At 67.6% G+C, this 18528-nt stretch carries 21 protein-coding genes; 13 read left to right on the top strand and 8 right to left on the bottom strand.

Annotated elements, in window-relative coordinates; translation table 11 throughout:
- Positions 1–27: 27 nt before the first annotated feature.
- On the bottom strand, positions 28–810 hold the full coding sequence (gene pgeF / locus A9D14_RS00190) for a peptidoglycan editing factor PgeF (RefSeq protein WP_083987446.1): 783 nt from the start codon (positions 808–810) through the stop codon (positions 28–30).
- The gene (gene pepN / locus A9D14_RS00185; RefSeq protein ID WP_066841942.1) at positions 797–3454 is read right to left on the bottom strand and encodes an aminopeptidase N; all 2658 of its coding nucleotides are present in this window, start codon (positions 3452–3454) and stop codon (positions 797–799) included. The genes pgeF and pepN overlap by 14 nt, the downstream gene beginning before the upstream one ends.
- Positions 3455–3587: 133 nt before the next feature.
- Here pepN and A9D14_RS00180 point away from each other — a divergent pair, with 133 nt between their 5' ends.
- Positions 3588–4466, top strand: a complete 879-nt coding sequence (locus A9D14_RS00180) for a Rossmann-fold NAD(P)-binding domain-containing protein (protein WP_232468634.1) — start codon at positions 3588–3590, stop codon at positions 4464–4466.
- Here the strand turns inward: A9D14_RS00180 and A9D14_RS00175 are convergent.
- From A9D14_RS00175 to pyk, 3 genes are all read right to left on the bottom strand, one after another.
- Positions 4386–5414 (bottom strand): DMT family transporter, encoded by a 1029-nt coding sequence (locus tag A9D14_RS00175; RefSeq protein ID WP_066841938.1) that lies wholly within the window; start codon positions 5412–5414, stop codon positions 4386–4388. The two genes, A9D14_RS00180 and A9D14_RS00175, sit on opposite strands and share 81 nt — an antisense overlap.
- Positions 5411–6421 (bottom strand): threonine aldolase family protein, encoded by a 1011-nt coding sequence (locus A9D14_RS00170; RefSeq protein WP_066841936.1) that lies wholly within the window; start codon positions 6419–6421, stop codon positions 5411–5413. The genes A9D14_RS00175 and A9D14_RS00170 overlap by 4 nt, the downstream gene beginning before the upstream one ends.
- Before the next feature lie 105 nt (positions 6422–6526).
- Positions 6527–7996, bottom strand: coding sequence for a pyruvate kinase (pyk, locus tag A9D14_RS00165; protein ID WP_066841935.1), 1470 nt, complete (start codon positions 7994–7996; stop codon positions 6527–6529).
- A gap of 122 nt (positions 7997–8118) precedes the next feature.
- Between pyk and A9D14_RS00160 the strand changes: the two genes are divergently transcribed.
- The 5 genes from A9D14_RS00160 to A9D14_RS00140 all read left to right on the top strand — a co-directional run bounded on the left by A9D14_RS00160 (position 8119) and on the right by A9D14_RS00140 (position 10245).
- A complete protein-coding gene (locus A9D14_RS00160; protein WP_066841933.1) occupies positions 8119–8448 on the top strand; it encodes a DUF1244 domain-containing protein in 330 nt (109 codons plus the stop codon).
- Between the two features lie 136 nt (positions 8449–8584).
- Complete coding sequence (locus A9D14_RS00155) at positions 8585–8827, top strand: DUF2312 domain-containing protein (protein ID WP_066841930.1); 243 nt, start codon at positions 8585–8587, stop codon at positions 8825–8827.
- Positions 8828–8973: 146 nt separating this feature from the next.
- Positions 8974–9294, top strand: a complete 321-nt coding sequence (locus A9D14_RS00150; RefSeq protein WP_066847749.1) for a heavy metal-binding domain-containing protein — start codon at positions 8974–8976, stop codon at positions 9292–9294.
- Positions 9295–9301: 7 nt separating this feature from the next.
- Positions 9302–9793, top strand: coding sequence for a GNAT family N-acetyltransferase (locus A9D14_RS00145; RefSeq protein ID WP_066841928.1), 492 nt, complete (start codon positions 9302–9304; stop codon positions 9791–9793).
- A 38-nt stretch (positions 9794–9831) separates the two neighbouring features.
- Complete coding sequence (locus tag A9D14_RS00140) at positions 9832–10245, top strand: ASCH domain-containing protein (RefSeq protein WP_066841927.1); 414 nt, start codon at positions 9832–9834, stop codon at positions 10243–10245.
- A 51-nt stretch (positions 10246–10296) separates the two neighbouring features.
- Here the strand turns inward: A9D14_RS00140 and A9D14_RS00135 are convergent, their stop codons facing one another.
- Positions 10297–11553 (bottom strand): cation:proton antiporter, encoded by a 1257-nt coding sequence (locus A9D14_RS00135; protein WP_066841926.1) that lies wholly within the window; start codon positions 11551–11553, stop codon positions 10297–10299.
- 240 nt (positions 11554–11793) lie between these two features.
- Here A9D14_RS00135 and A9D14_RS00130 point away from each other — a divergent pair, with 240 nt between their 5' ends.
- Positions 11794–12426, top strand: a complete 633-nt coding sequence (locus tag A9D14_RS00130; RefSeq protein WP_232468632.1) for a DUF5818 domain-containing protein — start codon at positions 11794–11796, stop codon at positions 12424–12426.
- A 97-nt stretch (positions 12427–12523) separates the two neighbouring features.
- On the opposite strand, the gene A9D14_RS00125 is transcribed toward A9D14_RS00130, so the two are convergent.
- Positions 12524–12904 (bottom strand): VOC family protein, encoded by a 381-nt coding sequence (locus A9D14_RS00125; protein ID WP_066841923.1) that lies wholly within the window; start codon positions 12902–12904, stop codon positions 12524–12526.
- A 330-nt stretch (positions 12905–13234) separates the two neighbouring features.
- Between A9D14_RS00125 and A9D14_RS00120 the strand changes: the two genes are divergently transcribed.
- The 3 genes from A9D14_RS00120 (at position 13235) to A9D14_RS00110 (ending at position 15889) form a co-directional block, all read left to right on the top strand.
- The gene (locus tag A9D14_RS00120) at positions 13235–13981 is read left to right on the top strand and encodes a YebC/PmpR family DNA-binding transcriptional regulator (RefSeq protein ID WP_066841921.1); all 747 of its coding nucleotides are present in this window, start codon (positions 13235–13237) and stop codon (positions 13979–13981) included.
- A 31-nt stretch (positions 13982–14012) separates the two neighbouring features.
- Entirely contained in the window at positions 14013–14486 is a 474-nt protein-coding gene (gene ruvC / locus A9D14_RS00115; protein WP_066841918.1) for a crossover junction endodeoxyribonuclease RuvC, read from the top strand.
- A 149-nt stretch (positions 14487–14635) separates the two neighbouring features.
- Positions 14636–15889 (top strand): glycosyltransferase family 4 protein, encoded by a 1254-nt coding sequence (locus A9D14_RS00110; protein ID WP_198302025.1) that lies wholly within the window; start codon positions 14636–14638, stop codon positions 15887–15889.
- A 26-nt stretch (positions 15890–15915) separates the two neighbouring features.
- Here the strand turns inward: A9D14_RS00110 and A9D14_RS00105 are convergent, their stop codons facing one another.
- The gene (locus A9D14_RS00105) at positions 15916–16179 is read right to left on the bottom strand and encodes a DksA/TraR family C4-type zinc finger protein (protein ID WP_066841914.1); all 264 of its coding nucleotides are present in this window, start codon (positions 16177–16179) and stop codon (positions 15916–15918) included.
- Positions 16180–16273: 94 nt separating this feature from the next.
- On the opposite strand from A9D14_RS00105, the gene ruvA reads away from it, so the two are divergent.
- From ruvA to ruvB, 3 genes are read left to right on the top strand one after another with little or no spacing between them, the layout of a single operon-like run.
- Positions 16274–16876 (top strand): Holliday junction branch migration protein RuvA, encoded by a 603-nt coding sequence (gene ruvA / locus A9D14_RS00100; protein WP_066841912.1) that lies wholly within the window; start codon positions 16274–16276, stop codon positions 16874–16876.
- The gene (locus tag A9D14_RS00095) at positions 16876–17415 is read left to right on the top strand and encodes a DsrE family protein (protein WP_066841910.1); all 540 of its coding nucleotides are present in this window, start codon (positions 16876–16878) and stop codon (positions 17413–17415) included. Before ruvA ends, A9D14_RS00095 begins: the two co-directional genes overlap by 1 nt.
- The gene (gene ruvB, locus A9D14_RS00090; protein ID WP_066841908.1) at positions 17415–18446 is read left to right on the top strand and encodes a Holliday junction branch migration DNA helicase RuvB; all 1032 of its coding nucleotides are present in this window, start codon (positions 17415–17417) and stop codon (positions 18444–18446) included. Before A9D14_RS00095 ends, ruvB begins: the two co-directional genes overlap by 1 nt.
- Positions 18447–18528 lie beyond the last annotated feature (82 nt).

Here is an 18528-nt window from a genome sequence, read left to right as displayed (position 1 = left end):
TCGGTCCGAAACCCGCAAAACCCGCCTCTACCCCTCGACTCCGATCAGGCTGATCTGCCGCCCATAGCTGGCCTCCCCCGCCAGGGCCGCGCGGCGGTACGAGAAGAAGCGCTCCTCCTCAGCCAGCGTGTCTTGCCCGGTGATCGCCACCGTGCCGATGCCCGCGCCGGCCAGCCGCGCGGCGACATAGCCGGCCAGGTCGAATTGCTGGTGACCGGGCCTGCCGGGCTTGAAGAAGCGTTCGTTCGCCGGATCGTCCTCACAGAAACGGACGAGGAAGCCTTCATCCACCTCATAGCTTGCCTGCGCGATGCAGGGGCCGATGGCGGCGGCGATGCGGCTGCGGTCCGCGCCCAGCACTTCCATCGCGGCGATGGTATTGTCGGTCACCCCGCCAATCGCGCCCTTCCACCCCGCATGGGCCGCACCCACCACGCCCGCCTGCCGGTCGGCCAGCAGCACCGGTGCGCAATCGGCGGTCAATATGCCCACCAGCACGCCGGGCCGGTCGGTCACCATCGCATCGGCATGCGGCCGCTCGTCCAGCGGCCAGGGTTCGGAAACAGGCACGCACGATGCCGAATGCACCTGGTACACCGTCGCCAACTGTACGCCCGCCAGAACCGCGTCCGCTGCGATGCGCCGGTTGCGTTCGACAAGGCCAGGATCGTCGGGCGACCCGGTCCCGACATTCAGCGAGGCATAGGCCCCGCCCGACACCCCGCCGCGCCGGCCCAGGAAGCCGTGCGGCACCCCGGCCAGCGGCGCGGCGGTGATGACGTCGGGCCCCATCGGATCAGGCGCTTGCATCCAGGCTTTTCGTCACCTGCTCGCGCACGTCCTTCGACAGGCTGCGCGCCGCCGCGATGCGCGACAGCTGCTCGCGCATCATCGCGGCGCGCACCGGCTCGATCTTGCGCCAGCGGCCCAGCCACGGCACGAAGCGCGCCGCCGTCTGCGGATTGATCGGGTCCAGCTTCAAAACCAGATCGGCGATCATCCGGTATCCGCGCCCACTGGCATCGTGGAACGCGAACGGATTGCCCGCCATCGTCATGTAAAGCGCGCGTACCCGGTTGGGGTTCTTCATGGTGAAATCTTCATGCCCTGCCAGCGTTTCGACCGCGTCGAGCACGTCGCTGCGCAGCGCGCTTGCCTGAATGGCGAACCATTTGTCGATCACCAGTGCGTTATCGGCATAGCGGGCGTGGAAATCGGCCAGCAGTTCGCCGCGCGCGGGCACGTCCAGCCCCGACATCACCGCCAGGGCGCCCTGCCGGTCGGTCATGTTGTCCGCCGCGCGATATTGCGCCTCGGCCCGGCGGGCGGTCTCGGCCCGGTCGGCGGCCGCCAGCAGGATCAGCGCCTGCGTCTTTACCTTGCGCGCGCCGCGGCTGGCGGCATCCAGCGAATATGCCACCGTCGATGCGCGGTCATGCAGCGCGGTCAGGCGGCCCCGCAGCCGCGTGCCCAGATAGGCCTTCAGCCGTTCGCGCGCCTCGTGCAGGGCGACCGGATCGGCGGGGGCGGCCAGCTCGATCAGGAAATTGATCGCGGGCAGCATCAGCAATTCGCCGCGCATCATGTCGTCGATGGCGGTGTCGTCGATCACCGCGCCCATCGCCTCGGCAATCGCGGCGCGGCGCGGCTCGTTCGGGCCGCTGTCGGTCGCGCCCAGCAATTCGCGCGTGAACAGCTGCTGCAGCGCCTCGTACCGCGCGAAGCTGTCGTCGTCGCTGGCGGCCAGGAATGTCAGATCCGCGTCGCTCGCCTCGGTCTCAAGCTGGATCGGCGCTGAAAAGCCGCGATTGGCCGACAGCACCGGCGGCTGCGCGAACCCGCCGAAAGTGAACGTCTCGCTCGCCTTGGTGATCTGCAGCGTGCGTTCGCCGTCATGCGTGCCGGTGCCGCGATCGAACAGGGCGATCTTCAGCGGGATCGGCATCGGCTTCTTGACCGGCTGGCCCGGCGTCGCGGGCACCTGCTGCTTCACCTCAAGCGTGACCTTGCCGCTTCCCGCATCATGGGTCATCGCCACATTGACGCGCGGCGTTCCCGCCTGTTCGTACCACAGGCGGAACTGCGACAGGTCCAGCCCCGCGCCGTCCTCCATCGCCTTGACGAAATCCTCGCAGGTGGCGGCCTCGCCGTCATGGCGCTGAAAATACAGGTCGCTGCCCTGGCGGAACTTCTCAGGCCCCGCCATGGTGCGCATCATGCGAATGACTTCCGCGCCCTTGTTATAGACGGTCGCGGTATAGAAATTGCTGATTTCCTGATAGGAATCGGGGCGTATGGGGTGCGCCAGCGGCCCCGAATCCTCGGGGAACTGGGCCGCGCGCAGGATCCGCACATCCTCGATCCGCTTGACCGCCTCGCTCCCCATGTCCGCGCTGAACATCTGGTCGCGCAGCACGGTGAAGCCTTCCTTCAGGCTCAGCTGGAACCAGTCGCGGCAGGTCACCCGGTTGCCCGACCAGTTGTGGAAATACTCGTGCCCCACCACGCCCTCGACCGCGTCGAAATCGCCATCGGTGGCGGTATCGGGATCGGCCAGGATATAGCGCGTGTTGAAGATATTGAGGCCCTTGTTCTCCATCGCGCCCATGTTGAAATCGGACACCGCCACGATGTTGAAGGTATCGAGGTCGTATTCGCGGCCGAACACCTCCTCGTCCCATTTCATCGAATTGATCAGGCTGCGCATCGCATGTTCGGTGCGGTCCTCGTCCCCCGGACGCACCCATACGGCCAGGTCCACCTTGCGCCCGCCCATGGTGGTGAAGCCGTCCCTGCGCGCCACCAGGTCGCCCGCGACCAGCGCGAACAGATAGGACGGCTTGGGCCACGGATCGGTCCATTCGGCCCAGTGCGTGCCGTCCTCGTCTTCTCCGCTGGCGGTCATGTCGCCGTTCGACAGCAGGATCGGAAACGCCCCCCGGTCGCCCTTCATCCGCACGGTATAACGCGACAGCACGTCGGGCCGGTCGGGAAAGAACATGATGCGGCGGAACCCTTCCGCCTCGCACTGGGTGCACAGCATCCCGTTCGAGGCATACAGCCCCATCAGCTGGCTGTTGGTGGCCGGGTGCAGATGCGTCTCGATCGTCACCTCGTGCGCGTCGCCGGGCAGCGGCAGCAGCAGGTTCGACCCGCTCATGCTCCACCCCTCGGCGGGATTGCCGTCGACCAGCAGGTCCATGGCGGCAAGATTGTCGCCGCACAGATGCAGCGTCTGGTCGCGCGCGGCATCGGGGTTCTGCCGCACGGTCAGCGTCGCGCGCACCTTGGTCAACTCGATCCCCAGATCGAATTCCAGCGCGATGTCCGGCACCAGCCAAGCCGGCGGCTGATAATCCAGGCGGCGGATCGTGTCGGGCGCGGTGGGTTCGGGGGCGGCATCGGCCAGGCTGGCGTTGCCGGGAATGCTGGCGGGGTTTCGGGCGATATCCATGGTTGTGATAGATGCGGTTTGCGGCGGTTTTCTCAAGCCCTATTGTGCCATCCGGCCGCCCGTCCGCCGTATTTTATCGCCAATCGGGCGGCCGCCCCTACGCGGTGGGCCGCCGGCACCCTAACTAGGGGCGATGCGATTATTGATCTTCGGGCTCGGCTATACGGCGAAACATCTGGCGGCGCGGCTCGAACCGCATGGCTGGGCGGTAGAGGCGACCGGCAGCGACGGCACGCTGGACTTCGGCGACACCGACGCGGTGCGCTTTTCGCTCGGCAAGGCGGACGCGGTCCTGTCCTCGGTCCCGCCCGACCGGCAGAGCGGCAGCGATCCGGTGCTGACCGCCTATGGCAGCGACCTGGCGAAGTTCGGCGGCTGGACCGGCTATCTCTCCTCCACCGGCGTCTATGGCGATGCGGATGGGGCCTGGGTCGACGAAACCGCGCCCACCGGCACCGGCAGGCGCTCGGCCCGCAGCGAGGCGGACCGGGCATGGCTGGGGCTGGGCGCGCGGGTATTCCGCCTGCCCGGCATATACGGGCCGGGGCGCAGCGCATTGGACCGCGTGCGAGAAGGCCGCGCCAATCGCATCGACATTCCGGGACAGGTGTTCAGCCGCGTCCATGTCCGCGACATCGCCGAGGGGGTCGCCCTTGCGCTTAGGCAGCGTGCGCCGCGCGGTGCCTATAATCTGTCCGACGACCTGCCCTGCCCGCAGAACGATGTGATCGAGGAAGCCTGCCGCCTGCTGGGCACCGCCCCGCCGCCGCTGCAAAGCCTGGAAGAAGTCGATCTCTCTCCCATGGCGCGCGGCTTCTATGCCGAGAACCGGCGCGTCGCGAATATCAAGGCAAAGCGCGTGCTGGAATGGCAGCCGCTCTATCCCACCTACCGCGAGGGGCTGGCCGCCTGCCTCGCCGCCGATCTGGCATCAGGGCTCGCGCTCGGGGGTTCGGCCGGCCTCGCGGCCAGCGACCCGCCCAGCCTCGCGGATCGCGGTCTCGGCGGATAGCGGCGGTTCGGCCTCGCCCTTGGTGCTGCGCGGCTTGGGGCGTGTGCGGATCGCGATGATCAGCCCGACCATCGCCAGCGCCACCCCGCCCGCGGCCATGACGCTCCACTGATAGCCTTCGAACAGGGTCGAGATCAGCATGGCGATCGGCGGCACCGCCACCCCGACATAGGCCGCCTGCCCGGCCCCCATCGTGCGCACCAGCCCGAAATAGAGCGGAAAGGTCGCGACCGACCCGATGATCGCGAGATAGCCGACCCCCGCGTAATAGCGCCAGCCATCGGGCCACACCGGCCAGCCTTCCATCCCCAGCGCCAGCGCCGCGTCGATCACCGTGCCCAGCGCCATCGACCACGCCAGCATCGGCAGGAACGGCTGGCGATGCGCGGCGGGCGTCGCCTGCGTGATATTGGCGATGGAAGCCGCCAGCATGGCCAGCGTCGCCAGCACGATCCCCGCGACGACCCCGCGGTCCACTCCGGCGGTCCGGTATTCATGCGCGAACAGCAGCATGATGCCCGCGATCGCGATGCCCGATCCGACGATGAACCGCTTGGAACTTCGCTGCCCCAGCACCAGCCGCGACAGGATCGCATTGGGCACCAGCAGCAGGCCGAAGAACACCGCGACGATGCCAGACGTCAGATATTGCTCTGCGCGGTAGACGAACTGGAAATTGCCGGTGAACTGGCAGATCCCCCCCAGTCCCACGACCGGCAGCCACCCCGGTTTCAGCCGCCAGCCGTCGCCCCTGACCGCGCACAGCAGGAACATGCCTATCGTGGCGATGGCAAAGCGCAGGGTGATCGACCAGCCCGGCGTGCCCAGCCCGATCTGGTCCTTGATGACCAGCCAGGTCGAACTCCAGATCAGCGTGACAAGGACGAACGGCCCCCAGCGCTTCAGCAGCGAGGCCTGCGCGCCATTCGCCGACGGCGGGGGGCTCACAGCGCGGACAGCGCCGACGCCAGCGCGCCCGCATCCTCGGCGCTGGTGTTCCATGCGGTCACGAAACGCGCGGATGTGTCCGACCAGTCGTAGAATGCGAAACCCTGCGCGCGCAAAGCCTCCCGCTCGTCGGAAGAGAGCCGCATGAAGACCTCGTTCGCATCGACCTGATCCAGCAGGCGTTCGGGCGCGGCTTCGGCCACGATCCGCGCGGCGCGGTTGGCGGCGCGGCCGTTCTCAAGCCAGATGTCGTCGTCCAGCATCGCATGCAGCTGCGCCGCCATGTAGCGGCCCTTTGACTGCAGCTGCCCCGCGCGCTTGTGGCGGCGGCGGCACTGGTCGGCCAGCGCGGTATCGAACAGCAGCAACGCCTCGGCCCCCATCCCGCCGTTCTTGATGAAGCCGAAACTCAGACTGTCGATCCCCTGCACCGCCGCCGCCTCTGCCGCAGAGCAGCCCAGATGTGCCACCGCATTGGCGAAACGCGCCCCGTCCAGATGCACCCGCAGGCCGCGTTCGCGCGCAAACGCTGTCAGCGCCGCCAGCTCATCGGGCGTATAGACGCGCCCCTGCTCGGTCGCCTGCGTCAGCGCCAGGGTCACCGGCTGCACACGGTGCACGTCGTTGCGGATCGGGTCGATGACGGCCGCGATGGTCTCGGGCGTGACCTTGGCGCCCTCGCCCTGTGCCAGCATCAGCTTGGCGCCATGCGTGAAGAATTCGGGCGCGCCGCCTTCGTCGGCTTCGACATGGGCGTCGTAATGGCACACGATCCCGCCGAACGGCGGCGTCAGGCAGGCCAGCGCCAGCGCATTGGCCGCCGTGCCGGTGCCCGCCCATACCACCGCGCATTCGCGCCCGAACAGCGCGGAAAAGCGCGCGTCCAGCCCCTGCGACAGCGCATCGCCGTCATAGGGCATGTCGGGCGCATCGGCGGCGCGCATCGCTTCCCACACATGCGGGTGGACGGCGGCGGAATTGTCGGAAACGAAAAGGCGCGTGGTCATGGCCGCGCCATGCGGCGCGCCGCGATTCCCGTCAAGCGATTGGCCCGCTTATGCGATTGGCCCTTTCAAACACGCGGCGACTTCAATCGCAAACCGCCGGGCCGGTCACTTGCCCGATGTCTCGCTCTTGTGCCGCGCCAGCTCGTCGCCCTGCAGCGTGACGACATGCAGCAGGTTGGTCGCGCCCGGCTTGCCGAACGGCACGCCCGCCAGCACGATGACCCGCGCGCCCGCTTCGCCGAACCCGTGGCGCAGCGCCATGCGCTTGCCCTTGCCGATCATTTCCTCGAAGCTGCCGATGTCCTTGGTCCGCACCGCATGCGCGCCCCAGAGCAGCGCCACGCGCCGCGCCGTGATCAGCGAGGGCGTCAGCACCAGCAGCGGAACCCTGGGCCGCTCGCGCGCCACGCGGCGCGCCGACGATCCGGACGAGGTGAACACCGTGATCGCCGAGATCTTCAGCGCCCGCGAGATCGAGGCACATGCCTCCGCCAGCGCGTCCGACGTCGTCGCATCGGGCGTCACCCGGCCCAGCGAGATCCGCTCGTCATAGCCGGGGTCCTTTTCGACCTGCTTGGCGATGCGGTGCATGATGGTGACCGCTTCCTCGGGCCACTGGCCCGCCGCGGTTTCCGCCGACAGCATCACCGCATCCGCGCCGTCATAGACCGCGTTCGCCACGTCGGACACCTCGGCGCGGGTCGGCGCGGGGCTCTCGATCATGGATTCCAGCATCTGCGTGGCGACGACGACGGGCTTGCCCGCCTTGCGCGCCTGCTGGACGATGCGCTTCTGCAGCGGGGGCACTTCCTCTGGATTCAATTCCACGCCCAGATCGCCGCGCGCGACCATCAGCCCGTCCGACATCTCCAGGATCTCGTCCAGATGGCGCACCGCCAGCGGCTTCTCGATCTTGGCCATCAGCGCGCCGTATCCGCCCATCAGCTTGCGCGCCTCGGCCAGATCCTCGGGGCGCTGCACGAAGGACAGGCCGATCCAGTCGGCCTTCTGCTGGATGGCAAAGGCCAGGTCGCGGCGGTCCTTGTCGGTCAGCGCGGGGATCGGCACCTCGGCATCGGGCACGTTCACGCCCTTGCGGTCCGAGATCACGCCGCCGACCTCGGCGCTGCACAATATCTCGTTCTCGTCCGCGCGGATCACGCGCAGCCGCAGCTTGCCGTCGTCCAGCAACAGGCGCTGCCCCTTTTGCAAAAGGCCGAACAATTCGGGATGCGGCAGCTCGACGCGGTTCTCGTTCCCCGGCTCGGGATTGCGGTCCAGCGTGAAATGGCGCCCGTGCGGGATCACGGTGCGCCCGTTCTCGAACTTGCCGACGCGCAGCTTGGGGCCCTGCAGGTCGCACAATATGCCGATCGGCTGCCCGATCTTCGCCTCGTACTCGCGGATCGCGGCAAAGGTCTTGGCATGCGTCTCGTGGTCCGCATGGCTCATGTTGATGCGGAACGCATCGGCGCCGGCGCGGTGCAGCCGCGCGATCATGTCGGGATTGGCGCTGGCAGGGCCCAGCGTGGCGAGGATCTTGACCTTGCGGTCGCGCGGTTCGAACTTTGCCAAGATAGATGCCCGATGATAGCTGGATGGGGAGTGATGCAGCGCCTGACCTATTCAGACGCATGGCATGGCGCAAGCCGTGTCAGGGGCAATTGCCCGACAAATGCGCAAACGGAGTGACGACGATGGCCGATTCCAACCCGCACGACCCGCTGGACCAGCTGCCCGACGAGGTGGCCGCCGCTGCGTTCCGCCGCCTAGTCCGCCATCTGCAGCACCGCCACGATGCCCAGAACATCGATCTGATGGGACTGGCGGGCTTCTGCCGCAATTGCCTTGCCGACTGGATCCGCGACGCCGGCTATCCCGGCGACAAGGACGAGGCGCGCGAGCTGATCCACGGCATGCCGATGGACCAGTGGAAGACGACCCGCCAGACGCCCGCCACGAACGACCAGATCGCCCGCATGGAAGACAGCGTCGCGCGCAACCAGGTCCGCAGCGCGCTTCCATGACCCCTCGGGCGGGGGCCGGCCACTTATCCACGCCATGGGGATAACTTGCCGCCCCGCATCTTCACCCGGCGCGCCGCCCTGCCTATCAGGCCGCTCTTTCGCGATTCCCTGATTGATTCTCACCGGAGCTGACCCGATGGCCGAAGCCGAAAACACCGACGATCGCCTGCGCCTTCTGATCGAGCGCGTCGAACGCCTCGAAGAGGAAAAGAAGGGCATCGCCGACGATATCCGCGATGTCTATGCCGAGGCGAAGGCGGTCGGCTACGACGTCAAGATCATGCGCCAGATCGTGCGCCTCAGGAAGATGAACGCCGACGACCGGCGCGAGATGGAACTCATCCTCGAGACGTACAAGGCCGCGCTCGGGATCGGCTGATCGCCGCCAGCTTTCTTCTGGGCTTGCACACGGCTTGCCACCTGCGGCGGTCAGGCTAGAACCGGCCCGAACCACCCCACAGGCCCATACGAGAGGAGAGCGATACGATGCCCAATCCCTGGAGCAACCAAGGCGACGGCGGCGGCATGCTGGTCACCACCACGGCTGTCGTCGAAGGGCGCGCGGTGCGCGATTACCTGGGCATCGTCACGGGCGAGGTGATCGTGGGCGCGAACCTGTTTCGCGACATCTTCGCCTCGATCACCGATCTCGTCGGCGGACGTTCGGGCAAGTACGAGGAAGTGCTGGCCCGCGCCCGCAAGGAAGCGCTCGCCGAAATGCGGCAGGAAGCGCTGTCGCTGGGCGGCAACGGGGTGATCGGCGTCGACATCGATTACGAGGTGCTGGGCCAGAACGGCTCCATGCTGATGGTCAGCGTGTCGGGCACCGCCGTGGTACTGGACTGATCGCAGTTTGACCGATTTCCGCATCAGGCGGGCGCGGGCGGACGATGCCGCCGCCTGCGCCGCGATCTACGCCCCCTTCGTCACCGACACCTGGATCAGCTTCGAAACCCAGCCCCCCAGCGCGGGCGAGATGCTCAAGCGCATCAACGCCTGGGGCGGCACCTATGGCTGGCTGGTCGCGGTGCGCGGCATGGCGGTGATCGGCTATGCCTATGCCAGCCCGCACCGCACGCGCGACGCCTATAGCTCGTCCTGCGACGTGGCGGTCTATGTCGACCCCGCGATGGCAAGGCGCGGGGTGGGCAGCGCGCTGTATTCGGCGCTGCTGCCGATGCTGAAGGAACGCTATCACGCCGCCTTTGCCGGCATCGCGCTGCCCAACGAGCCCAGCATCGCCCTGCACCGCGCGTTCGGCTTCGAGGAAATCGGCACCTACAAGGAAGTCGGCTGGAAGCTGGAAGACTGGCGCGACGTCAGCTGGTTCCAGCGCCTGCTGTAAGCGCTGGCCGCAAGGGCTGGCCGCAAGGGGGACGAACCATGCCCGAAAGCCTGGCGAGCCTGAAGGCGCGGTACGGCGATGCCGAGACATTCGTGCTCGGAGACAGCCGCGCGCTTTGCGAACATCTGATCGGGCTGGTCCGCCAGGGCCGCAAGACCGCCAGCACCGGCGCCTTGCGCGATTTCGAGCAGGGCGAAGCGATGCCCCGCCCCGGCCGCACCGACATCGTGCTCGACTGGTCGGGCGATCCCGCGCTGGTCGTCCGCACGATCGAGGTCCGCCGCTGCACCTTCGCCCAGGTGACCGAGGAGATGGCGCTGGCCGAAGGCGAGGACGACAGCCTTGCCGCCTGGCGCGAGGGGCACCGCCGCTACTTCGAGCGGACCGGCGGTTTCTCGCCCGACATGGACATCGTGTGGGAACGCTTCATGCTGGTCGAGGATCTTGGCTAGGACTAAGCCCGGGACCGGGGCTGGTAAGCCCGCCCTATTCCGCCCGCTCCCCTATTCCGCGCGCTCCCCGCCCTCGACGGTCGCGGCGCTGACGACCGACCCGGCGCTGAAGCCGTGGACCACCGTCGACAGCACGATCGCAAAGGTCACCGTCGCCCACAGATGGCCCGAATCCTGCAGGTCGATCTGCCCCGCCGCATAGGCCAGGTAATAGATCGACCCCATGCCGCGCACGCCATAGAACGCCACCACCCCGCGCTGCTTGACGCTCAGGCTGGTGCCCAGCAGCGACAGCATGCCGAACGCCGGGCGGATCACGAAGATCAAGGCCGCGCCGATGATCGCCTCGCGCCAGCCCAGATAGGGCAGCAGGTCGGGAATCGCCCCGCCCAGCAGCACCAGCAGGATCGCGGTCACCGCATGCTCCAGCGCTTCGGAAAAACTGTGCAGCCGTCCGTGGAACTCGTGCTCATGCTCCTGCAGGCGCAGCACCACGCCCATGACGAAGGCGGCGATGAAGCCGTAACCCTCGAACAATTCGGTCATGCCATAGGTGAACAGGACGCCCGCCATCGCGATCACGCCCGACCCGGTTTCGGCCAGCGGATTGTTGCGCGGAAAGGAAAACAGCGCCCCGCCCAGCAGCTTGCCCGCCACCACGCCCGCGATCACCCCCACCGCGATCTTGTAGACAAGATAGAAGCCCAGCCATTCCCAGCCCCACGCGGACAGGTCCATGCCCATGGTGACGACGATGATCGCCAGATAGACGAAGGGAAACGCCAGCCCGTCGTTCAGCCCGGCTTCCGCGGTCAGCGCGAAGCGCACCGGATGCTCCTTGCCCTTCAGCGGCGCGCCCACCTGCACGTCGGCGGCCAGCACCGGGTCGGTCGGCGCCAGCACCGCGGCCAGCAGGATCGCGCTGCCCAGCGCCAGCCCGGCCCCGACGCCGATGGCCGCGACCGCGATCATGCACAGCGGCATCGCGATGGCCAGCAGCCGCACGGTCGGCGTCCACAGCCCCTTTCCGGTGATGCGGTCGATCCGTATCCCCGTGCCGAACAGCGCGATGATGACCGCGAATTCGGATGCCAGTTCCCAGAAACCGGGCCGGTTCACCGGGCTGAACACCTGCGGCACGCCGGGCAATACCCCGAACACCGCCAGCCCGCCGATGATCAACAGGCCCGACGCGGCGGGTTCCTTCCCCGATATCCAGCGCGGCAGCCAATAGGCGACGATGATCACCAGGCCGCAGCCGGCCATCAATATGTGATAGGGGGCGAATTCGAAGAGCGGTTTGTCCATGCTGCCAGTCCAACGCGTCAGCGGGGCAAGTGGTGCCACCTTGTGTGAAGCCCGACCCGCGAACGGTGCCGCGAACGATGCCGCGTGCCGTGCCGACCAGCTGCCTGCGGGTATGCCAGGAAGCCCCCGGATCGCGGTTTTCGGAACCTTCGGCAAGCCGCACGTTGGTTCACCATGCGATATGTTGCCCTGATGTGCGCCGCCATTCTCCTTCCCTCATGCTCGCAGGAAACGGGCGAGATGTCCGAACCGCCCCAGCCGCGCACGGGCGGCCCCGCCGCCGGACAAGCCGAAGCCAGTCTCGTCACCGTCGAGGGCCGCGTCGAGAGCGGGACCGAATGCGCGATCCTGCGCACCCCGGGCGGCGAGGTCTGGGCGGTCAATTTCACGAATGCCGATGTCGGCCCCGGCGACTATATCCGCCTGACGGGCGCGATCGCCGACGCAGGCTTCTGCATGGAAGGACGCGGCACGCTCACCCCACGAAGCATCGAGGCGGTCGATCCCCCCGCGGCGGACCGCGATCCCGCTCGTGCGGGCGGAACGGCGCTGGACCGCGACTATGTGACCGGCGCATGGACCGCGAAGGGGCTGGACGCCGATTGCGGCGATCCCGATTTCCGCATCGCGGCCGGCGCTGGCGGCACGGTGCTGACGGGCAACATCTCGCGCCATGACGACAGCGCGCTGGTGATCCTGGGCAATTATCCGCGCATCGACCTCGACGAGCCGATGGACGATCTGCCGATCGAGGCGCGCGGGCCCGACGGCCTTGCCATCATGCGCCCGGCGACGGACGCCGCCTATGATCCGGTCACGATCGGCGGCACCGCCATCGAGGGCGACGGCGTGGTATTCGTGAAATGCGGCTAGGCCGGCCCGCCCGCCGAGGCCGGTGAGGGCCGGGGACGGGAAGGGGCCGGGGCCGGGAAGAGGCCGGGGCCGGCTAGATCGTGCAGCGATGCCCGCCTCAGGGCGCGGGCGGCTCCCTGAAATTCAGCTCGATCCGGGTTCCCTCGGGCCCGAACACGAAGATCTGCCGCACGCCCGCGATATCGCGCAGGTCGCTCTCGCGGATCGCGTGACCCGCATTGCGCAGGCGGGCGGCATAGTCGTCATAGCCGCTGCAGGCAAAGGCGACATGGTTGATCGGGCCCGGCTCGCTGACGGCTTCGCGCGTGTTGACGTGGACCAGCGCATTGCCCGCATCGTCGACCATCCAGCTGTTCAGCGCCGGGTCCATCCCCGGCGGCGGCGCGGGGGTCAGCCCCAGCATGTCGCGAAAGAAGGCGACCGTCGCCGCAAGATCGCTGGTGCTGATATTGACGTGGTCGATCCGGCCGATGGTCATCTGCGCGCCTTCCTGCTGTTTTATTGTCCTACGCCCGCACGTTACCCTATGCCCCGGGGGGGACTCCTATGGCGTACTGGCACGCTCTTTCAACCCGTGAATTCTTCCCCGCCCCCCATGGTGTCAACCGGGGCGCCGAAACCCGCGGATCCGCGCGCCCCCGCACCGGGTGACAGCCTGTGTAGGACATGTCGCCTGTGTCAACCGCGCCTGCCGCGTGTCCGTGCGATGCGGCGCGGTCATCCGGGTGCTTGCCCTGCCCCGCCACCCTGCTGTAAGGGCGCCCGAAGCCGAAAAGCACACCGAACAAGACTGAGGACGAGAGCGGCAATGGCCGGCCATTCGAAATTCAAGAATATCATGCATCGCAAGGGCGCTCAGGACAAGAAGCGCTCCGCCATGTTCTCGAAGCTGAGCCGCGAGATCACCGTCGCCGCCAAGATGGGCACGCCCGATCCCGACATGAACCCGCGCCTGCGCCTGGCGGTGAACAACGCCAAGGCCCAGTCGATGCCCAAGGACAATATCCAGCGCGCGATCGACAAGGCATCGGCCAATGAAGGCGACGATTACGAGGAGATCCGCTACGAGGGCTATGGCCCCGGCGGCGTCGCCCTGATCGTCGAGGCGCTGACCGACAATCGCAACCGCACCGCGACCAATGTGCGCACCGCGTTCAGCAAGAACGGCGGCAACCTGGGCACCGCGGGCGCAGTGTCCCACGGGTTCGAGCGGCTGGGCCTGATCGAATATCCCGCCGATGCGGGCGACGAGGAAAAGGTGCTGGAAGCCGCGATCGAGGCGGGCGCCGACGATGTCGAATCGAGCGAGGATGGCCACGTCATCTGGACCCAGATGGAAGCCCTGCACGAGGTCGCGGGCAACCTTGAAAAGACGCTGGGCGAGGCCGAGAACGTCAAGCTGGCATGGAAGCCCAACATCACCGTCGAGGTCGACGAGGATACCGCCGGCACGCTGTTCAAATTGGTCGACGCGCTGGACGACGACGACGACGTCCAGACCGTCTGGGGCAATTACGAAGTCCCCGACGAGGTGATGGAGAAGCTGGGGGCCTGACCGCTCCCTTCTCCATCATGATCGTCCCGCGATGATCGTACTGGGCCTCGACCCCTCGCTGACCTGCACGGGTTGGGGCGTGATCCGCAAGACCGGGTCGCGCCTCTCCCACATCGCCAACGGGCAGGTGCCGACCGGCAGCAAGGAGGAGATGTCCTTCCGCCTCGCCGCCCTGCAGCACGCGGTGGCCGAGGTGATCCGCACCTATCGCCCCGACGTCGCCGCCGCCGAAGAGGTGTTCGTCAACAAGAATCCCCAGTCGACGCTGAAGCTGGCACACGCCCGCGGCGCCGTATTGGCCGCCTGCGGAGCGGCGGGACTGGCAGTGCACGAACACTCCGCCAAGGTGGTCAAAAAGTCCGTCGTGGGCACCGGTGGAGCCGACAAGAATCAGGTGCAGGCGATGCTGAAAGTGCTGCTTCCGGGCGCTCCGATCGCCGGATCCGACGCAGCGGACGCCCTGGCGGTCGCCATCGCCCATGCGCATCTGGCCCGAACGTTCTGAATATTAACCTTTAAAATCGGCATCACTCGTAATTGCCATGCTGCAACTGCACAGCGCAGTTGCCGAAGGACGCATATTGCGGGAAAATCAGGTCACCACACCTGCGGATACCGAGAGCCGTGCAGGTTCGGATGGCATTGGATTGCATCATGAGCAGCCTAGCAAATGCCCGCGGCCCGGCCGGCGCGGGACCAGTTTTCGCCGCGCCTGCGAAAAGCGCGCGGCACGTCATGTTCCTGATGTGCAAGACCGACTGCAATGACGGGATCTTCTCCTATTGCATGACGCTTGCCGCCGGTCTGAAAGAACAGGGCTGCAAGATCTATTTCGTCACCAGCCGCATTTCCGCGGCCGGGGCGGACGCCGAACGCGTCGGACAGCTCGACAGGCTGTGCGACGAGGTGCTGTGCGTACCCGGCCTCGGCAGCAGGCCGAAGCTCGCGCACTGGCGGGAAATCCGCGCCTTCATGCGGCGCAACGCCGTCGACAGCGTGAACGTGCACGGGCTGGGCATGATCCTGTGGGGCAGATTGCTGTCGCTGTTCGCCCGCGTGCCGGTGCTGGCGACCTATCACCCCTCGTTCCATGCCGGAAAGGCGGATATCGTGGGGCGCACGCGCGCATCGCTGTCGCTTCCGGCGCGAGCGATCGTGTCCGCCTTCGCGGTCGATTCCATCGTCGTCCTGTCCGAGGAGACGCGCCAGCAGGTCATGGCCGAATGCCCTCCGGTCGCGCGGCGGGTCCGCAAGGTTGTCGGCGCGATCGACGAAGGCCGGTTCCGCCCCCCCACGCCCGAACAGCGGCGCGCGGCCCGCGAACAGCTGGACATCGCCGAGGACGAGTTCATCTGCCTCCAGGTCGGGCGACTCAGCTGGAACAAGGGCATCGACCTGGTGGTGCAGGCGACCCGCATGGCCAGCGCAAGGCTCGACCGTCCGGTCCGTACGATCTTCGTCGGCAGCGGCGGCGGCGAGGAGGAGCGGGAGATCCGCGACTACGCCTTTCAGTCCGAGGCGGATCACGCGCTGTTCCGCTTCGACGGGTTCAAGACCGACGTGCTCAGCTATTACTGGGCCAGCGACGCCTTCATCCTGCCCAGCCGGGTGGAGGGATATGGGCTGGTGATCGTCGAGGGTATGGCAACCGGGCTGGTCCCGATCCGCACGCCCGGCGGCGGTGCTGCCGACCAGATCGAGGATGGCGAAACCGGCCTGCTGGTCGATTTCGAGGATACCGAAGGTCTGGCCGACGCCATGGTACGCCTGTCCGACGAGACCGAGCGCGAGCGTCTGTCGCAAGGCGCGATGCGCAAGGCGCGGCGCGAGTTCACCAAGCAGGCGCAGGCACGCTCGATCCTTTCGCTGTTCGATGAAGGGTCGGGCAAGGCACCCTCGCTCGCCTGATCCGCTGCTTCGTTGCAGCGCGCCGATCAGCGCAGCTGGCTGTCCTTGCTGCCGCGTCGGTTGATCGCGCTGTGCCGCACGCTTCGGTCGTTCGCCGACTGACAGGGCACGCAGGTTCGCACGCCCGGCAGGGCGGTGCGCCGCTTCTGCGGGATCTTCTCGCCGCATGTCTGGCAATATTCCAGCCCCTCGCCCACAGGCATGCGCGCGCGGGCGCTTGCCACCGCGTCGCTCACCGTATCGTCGATCTGGTCCTGCACCGCGCCATCGCGCGACCAACCGCCAGCCATAATCCTGTCCTTTGTTGCTCTCGTATAACGAAGGCTTGTGGGTGGATTTCGTTCCCCCCTCGAAACAAAGCGGAAACACCGCTAGGCAGCAGGCATGATCGCGAAACTTGCAGGCAGGCTGGACGAAACCGGCACGGATTGGGCCGTGATCGACGTCGGCGGCGTCGGCTATCTGGTCCATTGCTCGGCGCGTACGTTGTCGGCGCTGGGCGAGAAGGGTGAGGCCTGCACGCTCTATACCGATCTGCAGGTGAGCGAGAACGACATGCGCCTGATCGGCTTCGCCAAGGGCGCGGAGCGGGACTGGTTCCGCCTGCTGCACGGCGTGCAGGGCGTGGGGTCCAAGGTCGCGCTGGCCATCCTTTCCGCCCTCTCGACCGAGGAATTGCAGCAGGCCTGCGCCAAGGGCGATGCCGCGATGGTGGCGCGGGCGAATGGCGTCGGCCCCAAGCTGGCGGGCCGCATCGTCAACGAACTGAAAGAGCGGGCGGGCGGCATGCCGGTGGTTGCGGGTGCGGGCGGCCTGGTCGCGGCGCCGGTGGGCGGAAACAGCGCCGACGCCGTCTCCGCGCTCGAGAACCTGGGATTCAAGCCCGCCATCGCTGCCAGGGCCGTGGCCGAGGCGCAGGGCGAGCTGGGCGAGGACGCCAGCGAAAGCGCCCTGATCCGCATGGCTTTGAAGAAGGCGGCGGGCTGATGCGGGAACTGATCGCCATCGCCGCGCTGGCCATTGCCGCTCCTGCCGCGGCGCAGGGCCTGCCGGACAGCATGACGCCCGGCCCCGTCTTTCCCTTCGGTCCCGTGGCCGAAGTCGAAAGCGACATGCCCATCCCCGCGGATGCCGAATTCAGGATCGTGTTCGACCTGTCCGATGCCGCAGCCGCCGGGCAGGCCAGTCGCGGCCTGGTCACACTGGCGCGCTTCCATAACATGCACGTGCGCGCAGGCATGCCACGGGATCGCATCCATCTGGCGGTCGTGGTGCACGGAGCCGCCAGTGCCGATCTGCTCGCCGCGCAGGCCTATGCCGGGCGCAAGGACGGTGCCGCCAACGCCAATGCCGCCATCGTCGCCGCGCTGCTGGACAAGGGCGTGCGGGTCATCATGTGCGGGCAGAGCGCGGCCGCCATGGGAATTGCGCGCGAAGACCTCCTCCCCGGTGTCGAGATGGCGCTGTCCGCGATGACCGCCCACGCCCTGCTGCAGCAACAGGGATATACGGTGAACCCGTTCTGATGGCCGATCCCGTCCCCCTCCATTCGCCCGAGCGTCAGCCCGACGATCCGGATGCCGCGCTGCGTCCCAAGACGCTGGAGGAATTCGTCGGCCAGCAGGCCGCGCGCGAGAATCTGCGGGTATTCATCGAGGCCGCCAAGTCGCGCGGCGAGGCGATGGACCATGTGCTGTTCTTCGGCCCTCCCGGCCTGGGCAAGACGACGCTGGCGCAGATCGTGGCGCGCGAACTGGGCGTCGGCTTCCGGGCGACATCGGGGCCGGTGATCGCGAAATCGGGCGATCTGGCGGCGCTGCTCACCAATCTCGAGGAAGGCGACGTCCTCTTCATCGACGAGATCCACCGCCTCAACCCGGTGGTCGAGGAAGTGCTCTATCCGGCGATGGAGGATCGCGCGCTCGACCTGATCATCGGCGAGGGGCCTTCGGCGCGCAGCGTGCGGATCGACCTGCCGCCCTTCACCCTGGTCGGCGCGACCACGCGGCAGGGCCTGCTCACCACGCCGCTGCGCGACCGCTTCGGCATTCCGGTGCGGCTGAATTTCTATACGGTGGAGGAGCTGGAAAGCGTCGTCTCGCGCGGGGCGCGGCTGCTCAATATCGGGATCGATCCGGGCGGCGCGCGCGAGATTGCCCGCCGATCGCGCGGCACGCCGCGCGTGTCGGGCCGCCTGCTGCGCCGCGTGCGCGATTTCGCCGATGTCGCGGGCGCGCCAACGATTACCGACCGGCTGGCGGACGACGCGCTGACCCGGCTGGAGGTCGACTCGCTCGGCCTCGACGCGCAGGACCGGCGCTATCTCCACATGATCGCCGACATCTACAAGGGCGGGCCGGTGGGCGTCGAAACGCTGGCCGCGGGCCTGTCCGAACCGCGCGACACGATAGAGGAAGTGATCGAGCCGTTCCTGATCCAGCTTGGCCTGATCGCCCGCACCGCTCGCGGACGGTGCCTGAACGACCGGGGCTGGCAGCATCTGGGCCTCGCGCCGCCGCAGCAGGGGCTGCCGCAGGGCGGGTTGTTCGACGAATAGAGTTCCATTGGGCGGCTGTTTCAGACGCTTCGTCGAGGCCGTTCGCCATTCGCAGAACAGCCGCCATCGCTGGTCGATGCGC

The organism is Croceicoccus marinus, from assembly GCF_001661675.2.
In the GTDB taxonomy this organism is placed as follows: domain Bacteria; phylum Pseudomonadota; class Alphaproteobacteria; order Sphingomonadales; family Sphingomonadaceae; genus Croceicoccus; species Croceicoccus marinus.
Note: the sequence above shows the minus strand (reverse complement) of the source record. Positions and strands in the feature narration are given on the sequence as shown.

Excerpts from the sequence above, each read along its gene's own strand:
- pgeF (WP_083987446.1), bottom strand. The coding sequence starts at position 810 with ATGCAAGCGCCTGATCCGATGGGGCCCGACGTCATCACCGCCGCGCCG.
- pepN (WP_066841942.1), bottom strand. The coding sequence starts at position 3,454 with ATGGATATCGCCCGAAACCCCGCCAGCATTCCCGGCAACGCCAGCCTG.
- A9D14_RS00180 (WP_232468634.1), top strand. The coding sequence starts at position 3,588 with ATGCGATTATTGATCTTCGGGCTCGGCTATACGGCGAAACATCTGGCG.
- A9D14_RS00170 (WP_066841936.1), bottom strand. The coding sequence starts at position 6,421 with ATGACCACGCGCCTTTTCGTTTCCGACAATTCCGCCGCCGTCCACCCG.
- A9D14_RS00160 (WP_066841933.1), top strand. The coding sequence starts at position 8,119 with ATGGCCGATTCCAACCCGCACGACCCGCTGGACCAGCTGCCCGACGAG.
- A9D14_RS00155 (WP_066841930.1), top strand. The coding sequence starts at position 8,585 with ATGGCCGAAGCCGAAAACACCGACGATCGCCTGCGCCTTCTGATCGAG.
- A9D14_RS00150 (WP_066847749.1), top strand. The coding sequence starts at position 8,974 with ATGCTGGTCACCACCACGGCTGTCGTCGAAGGGCGCGCGGTGCGCGAT.
- A9D14_RS00140 (WP_066841927.1), top strand. The coding sequence starts at position 9,832 with ATGCCCGAAAGCCTGGCGAGCCTGAAGGCGCGGTACGGCGATGCCGAG.
- A9D14_RS00135 (WP_066841926.1), bottom strand. The coding sequence starts at position 11,553 with ATGGACAAACCGCTCTTCGAATTCGCCCCCTATCACATATTGATGGCC.
- A9D14_RS00130 (WP_232468632.1), top strand. The coding sequence starts at position 11,794 with ATGTCCGAACCGCCCCAGCCGCGCACGGGCGGCCCCGCCGCCGGACAA.
- A9D14_RS00125 (WP_066841923.1), bottom strand. The coding sequence starts at position 12,904 with ATGACCATCGGCCGGATCGACCACGTCAATATCAGCACCAGCGATCTT.
- A9D14_RS00120 (WP_066841921.1), top strand. The coding sequence starts at position 13,235 with ATGGCCGGCCATTCGAAATTCAAGAATATCATGCATCGCAAGGGCGCT.
- ruvC (WP_066841918.1), top strand. The coding sequence starts at position 14,013 with ATGATCGTACTGGGCCTCGACCCCTCGCTGACCTGCACGGGTTGGGGC.
- A9D14_RS00110 (WP_198302025.1), top strand. The coding sequence starts at position 14,636 with ATGAGCAGCCTAGCAAATGCCCGCGGCCCGGCCGGCGCGGGACCAGTT.
- A9D14_RS00105 (WP_066841914.1), bottom strand. The coding sequence starts at position 16,179 with ATGGCTGGCGGTTGGTCGCGCGATGGCGCGGTGCAGGACCAGATCGAC.
- ruvA (WP_066841912.1), top strand. The coding sequence starts at position 16,274 with ATGATCGCGAAACTTGCAGGCAGGCTGGACGAAACCGGCACGGATTGG.
- A9D14_RS00095 (WP_066841910.1), top strand. The coding sequence starts at position 16,876 with ATGCGGGAACTGATCGCCATCGCCGCGCTGGCCATTGCCGCTCCTGCC.
- ruvB (WP_066841908.1), top strand. The coding sequence starts at position 17,415 with ATGGCCGATCCCGTCCCCCTCCATTCGCCCGAGCGTCAGCCCGACGAT.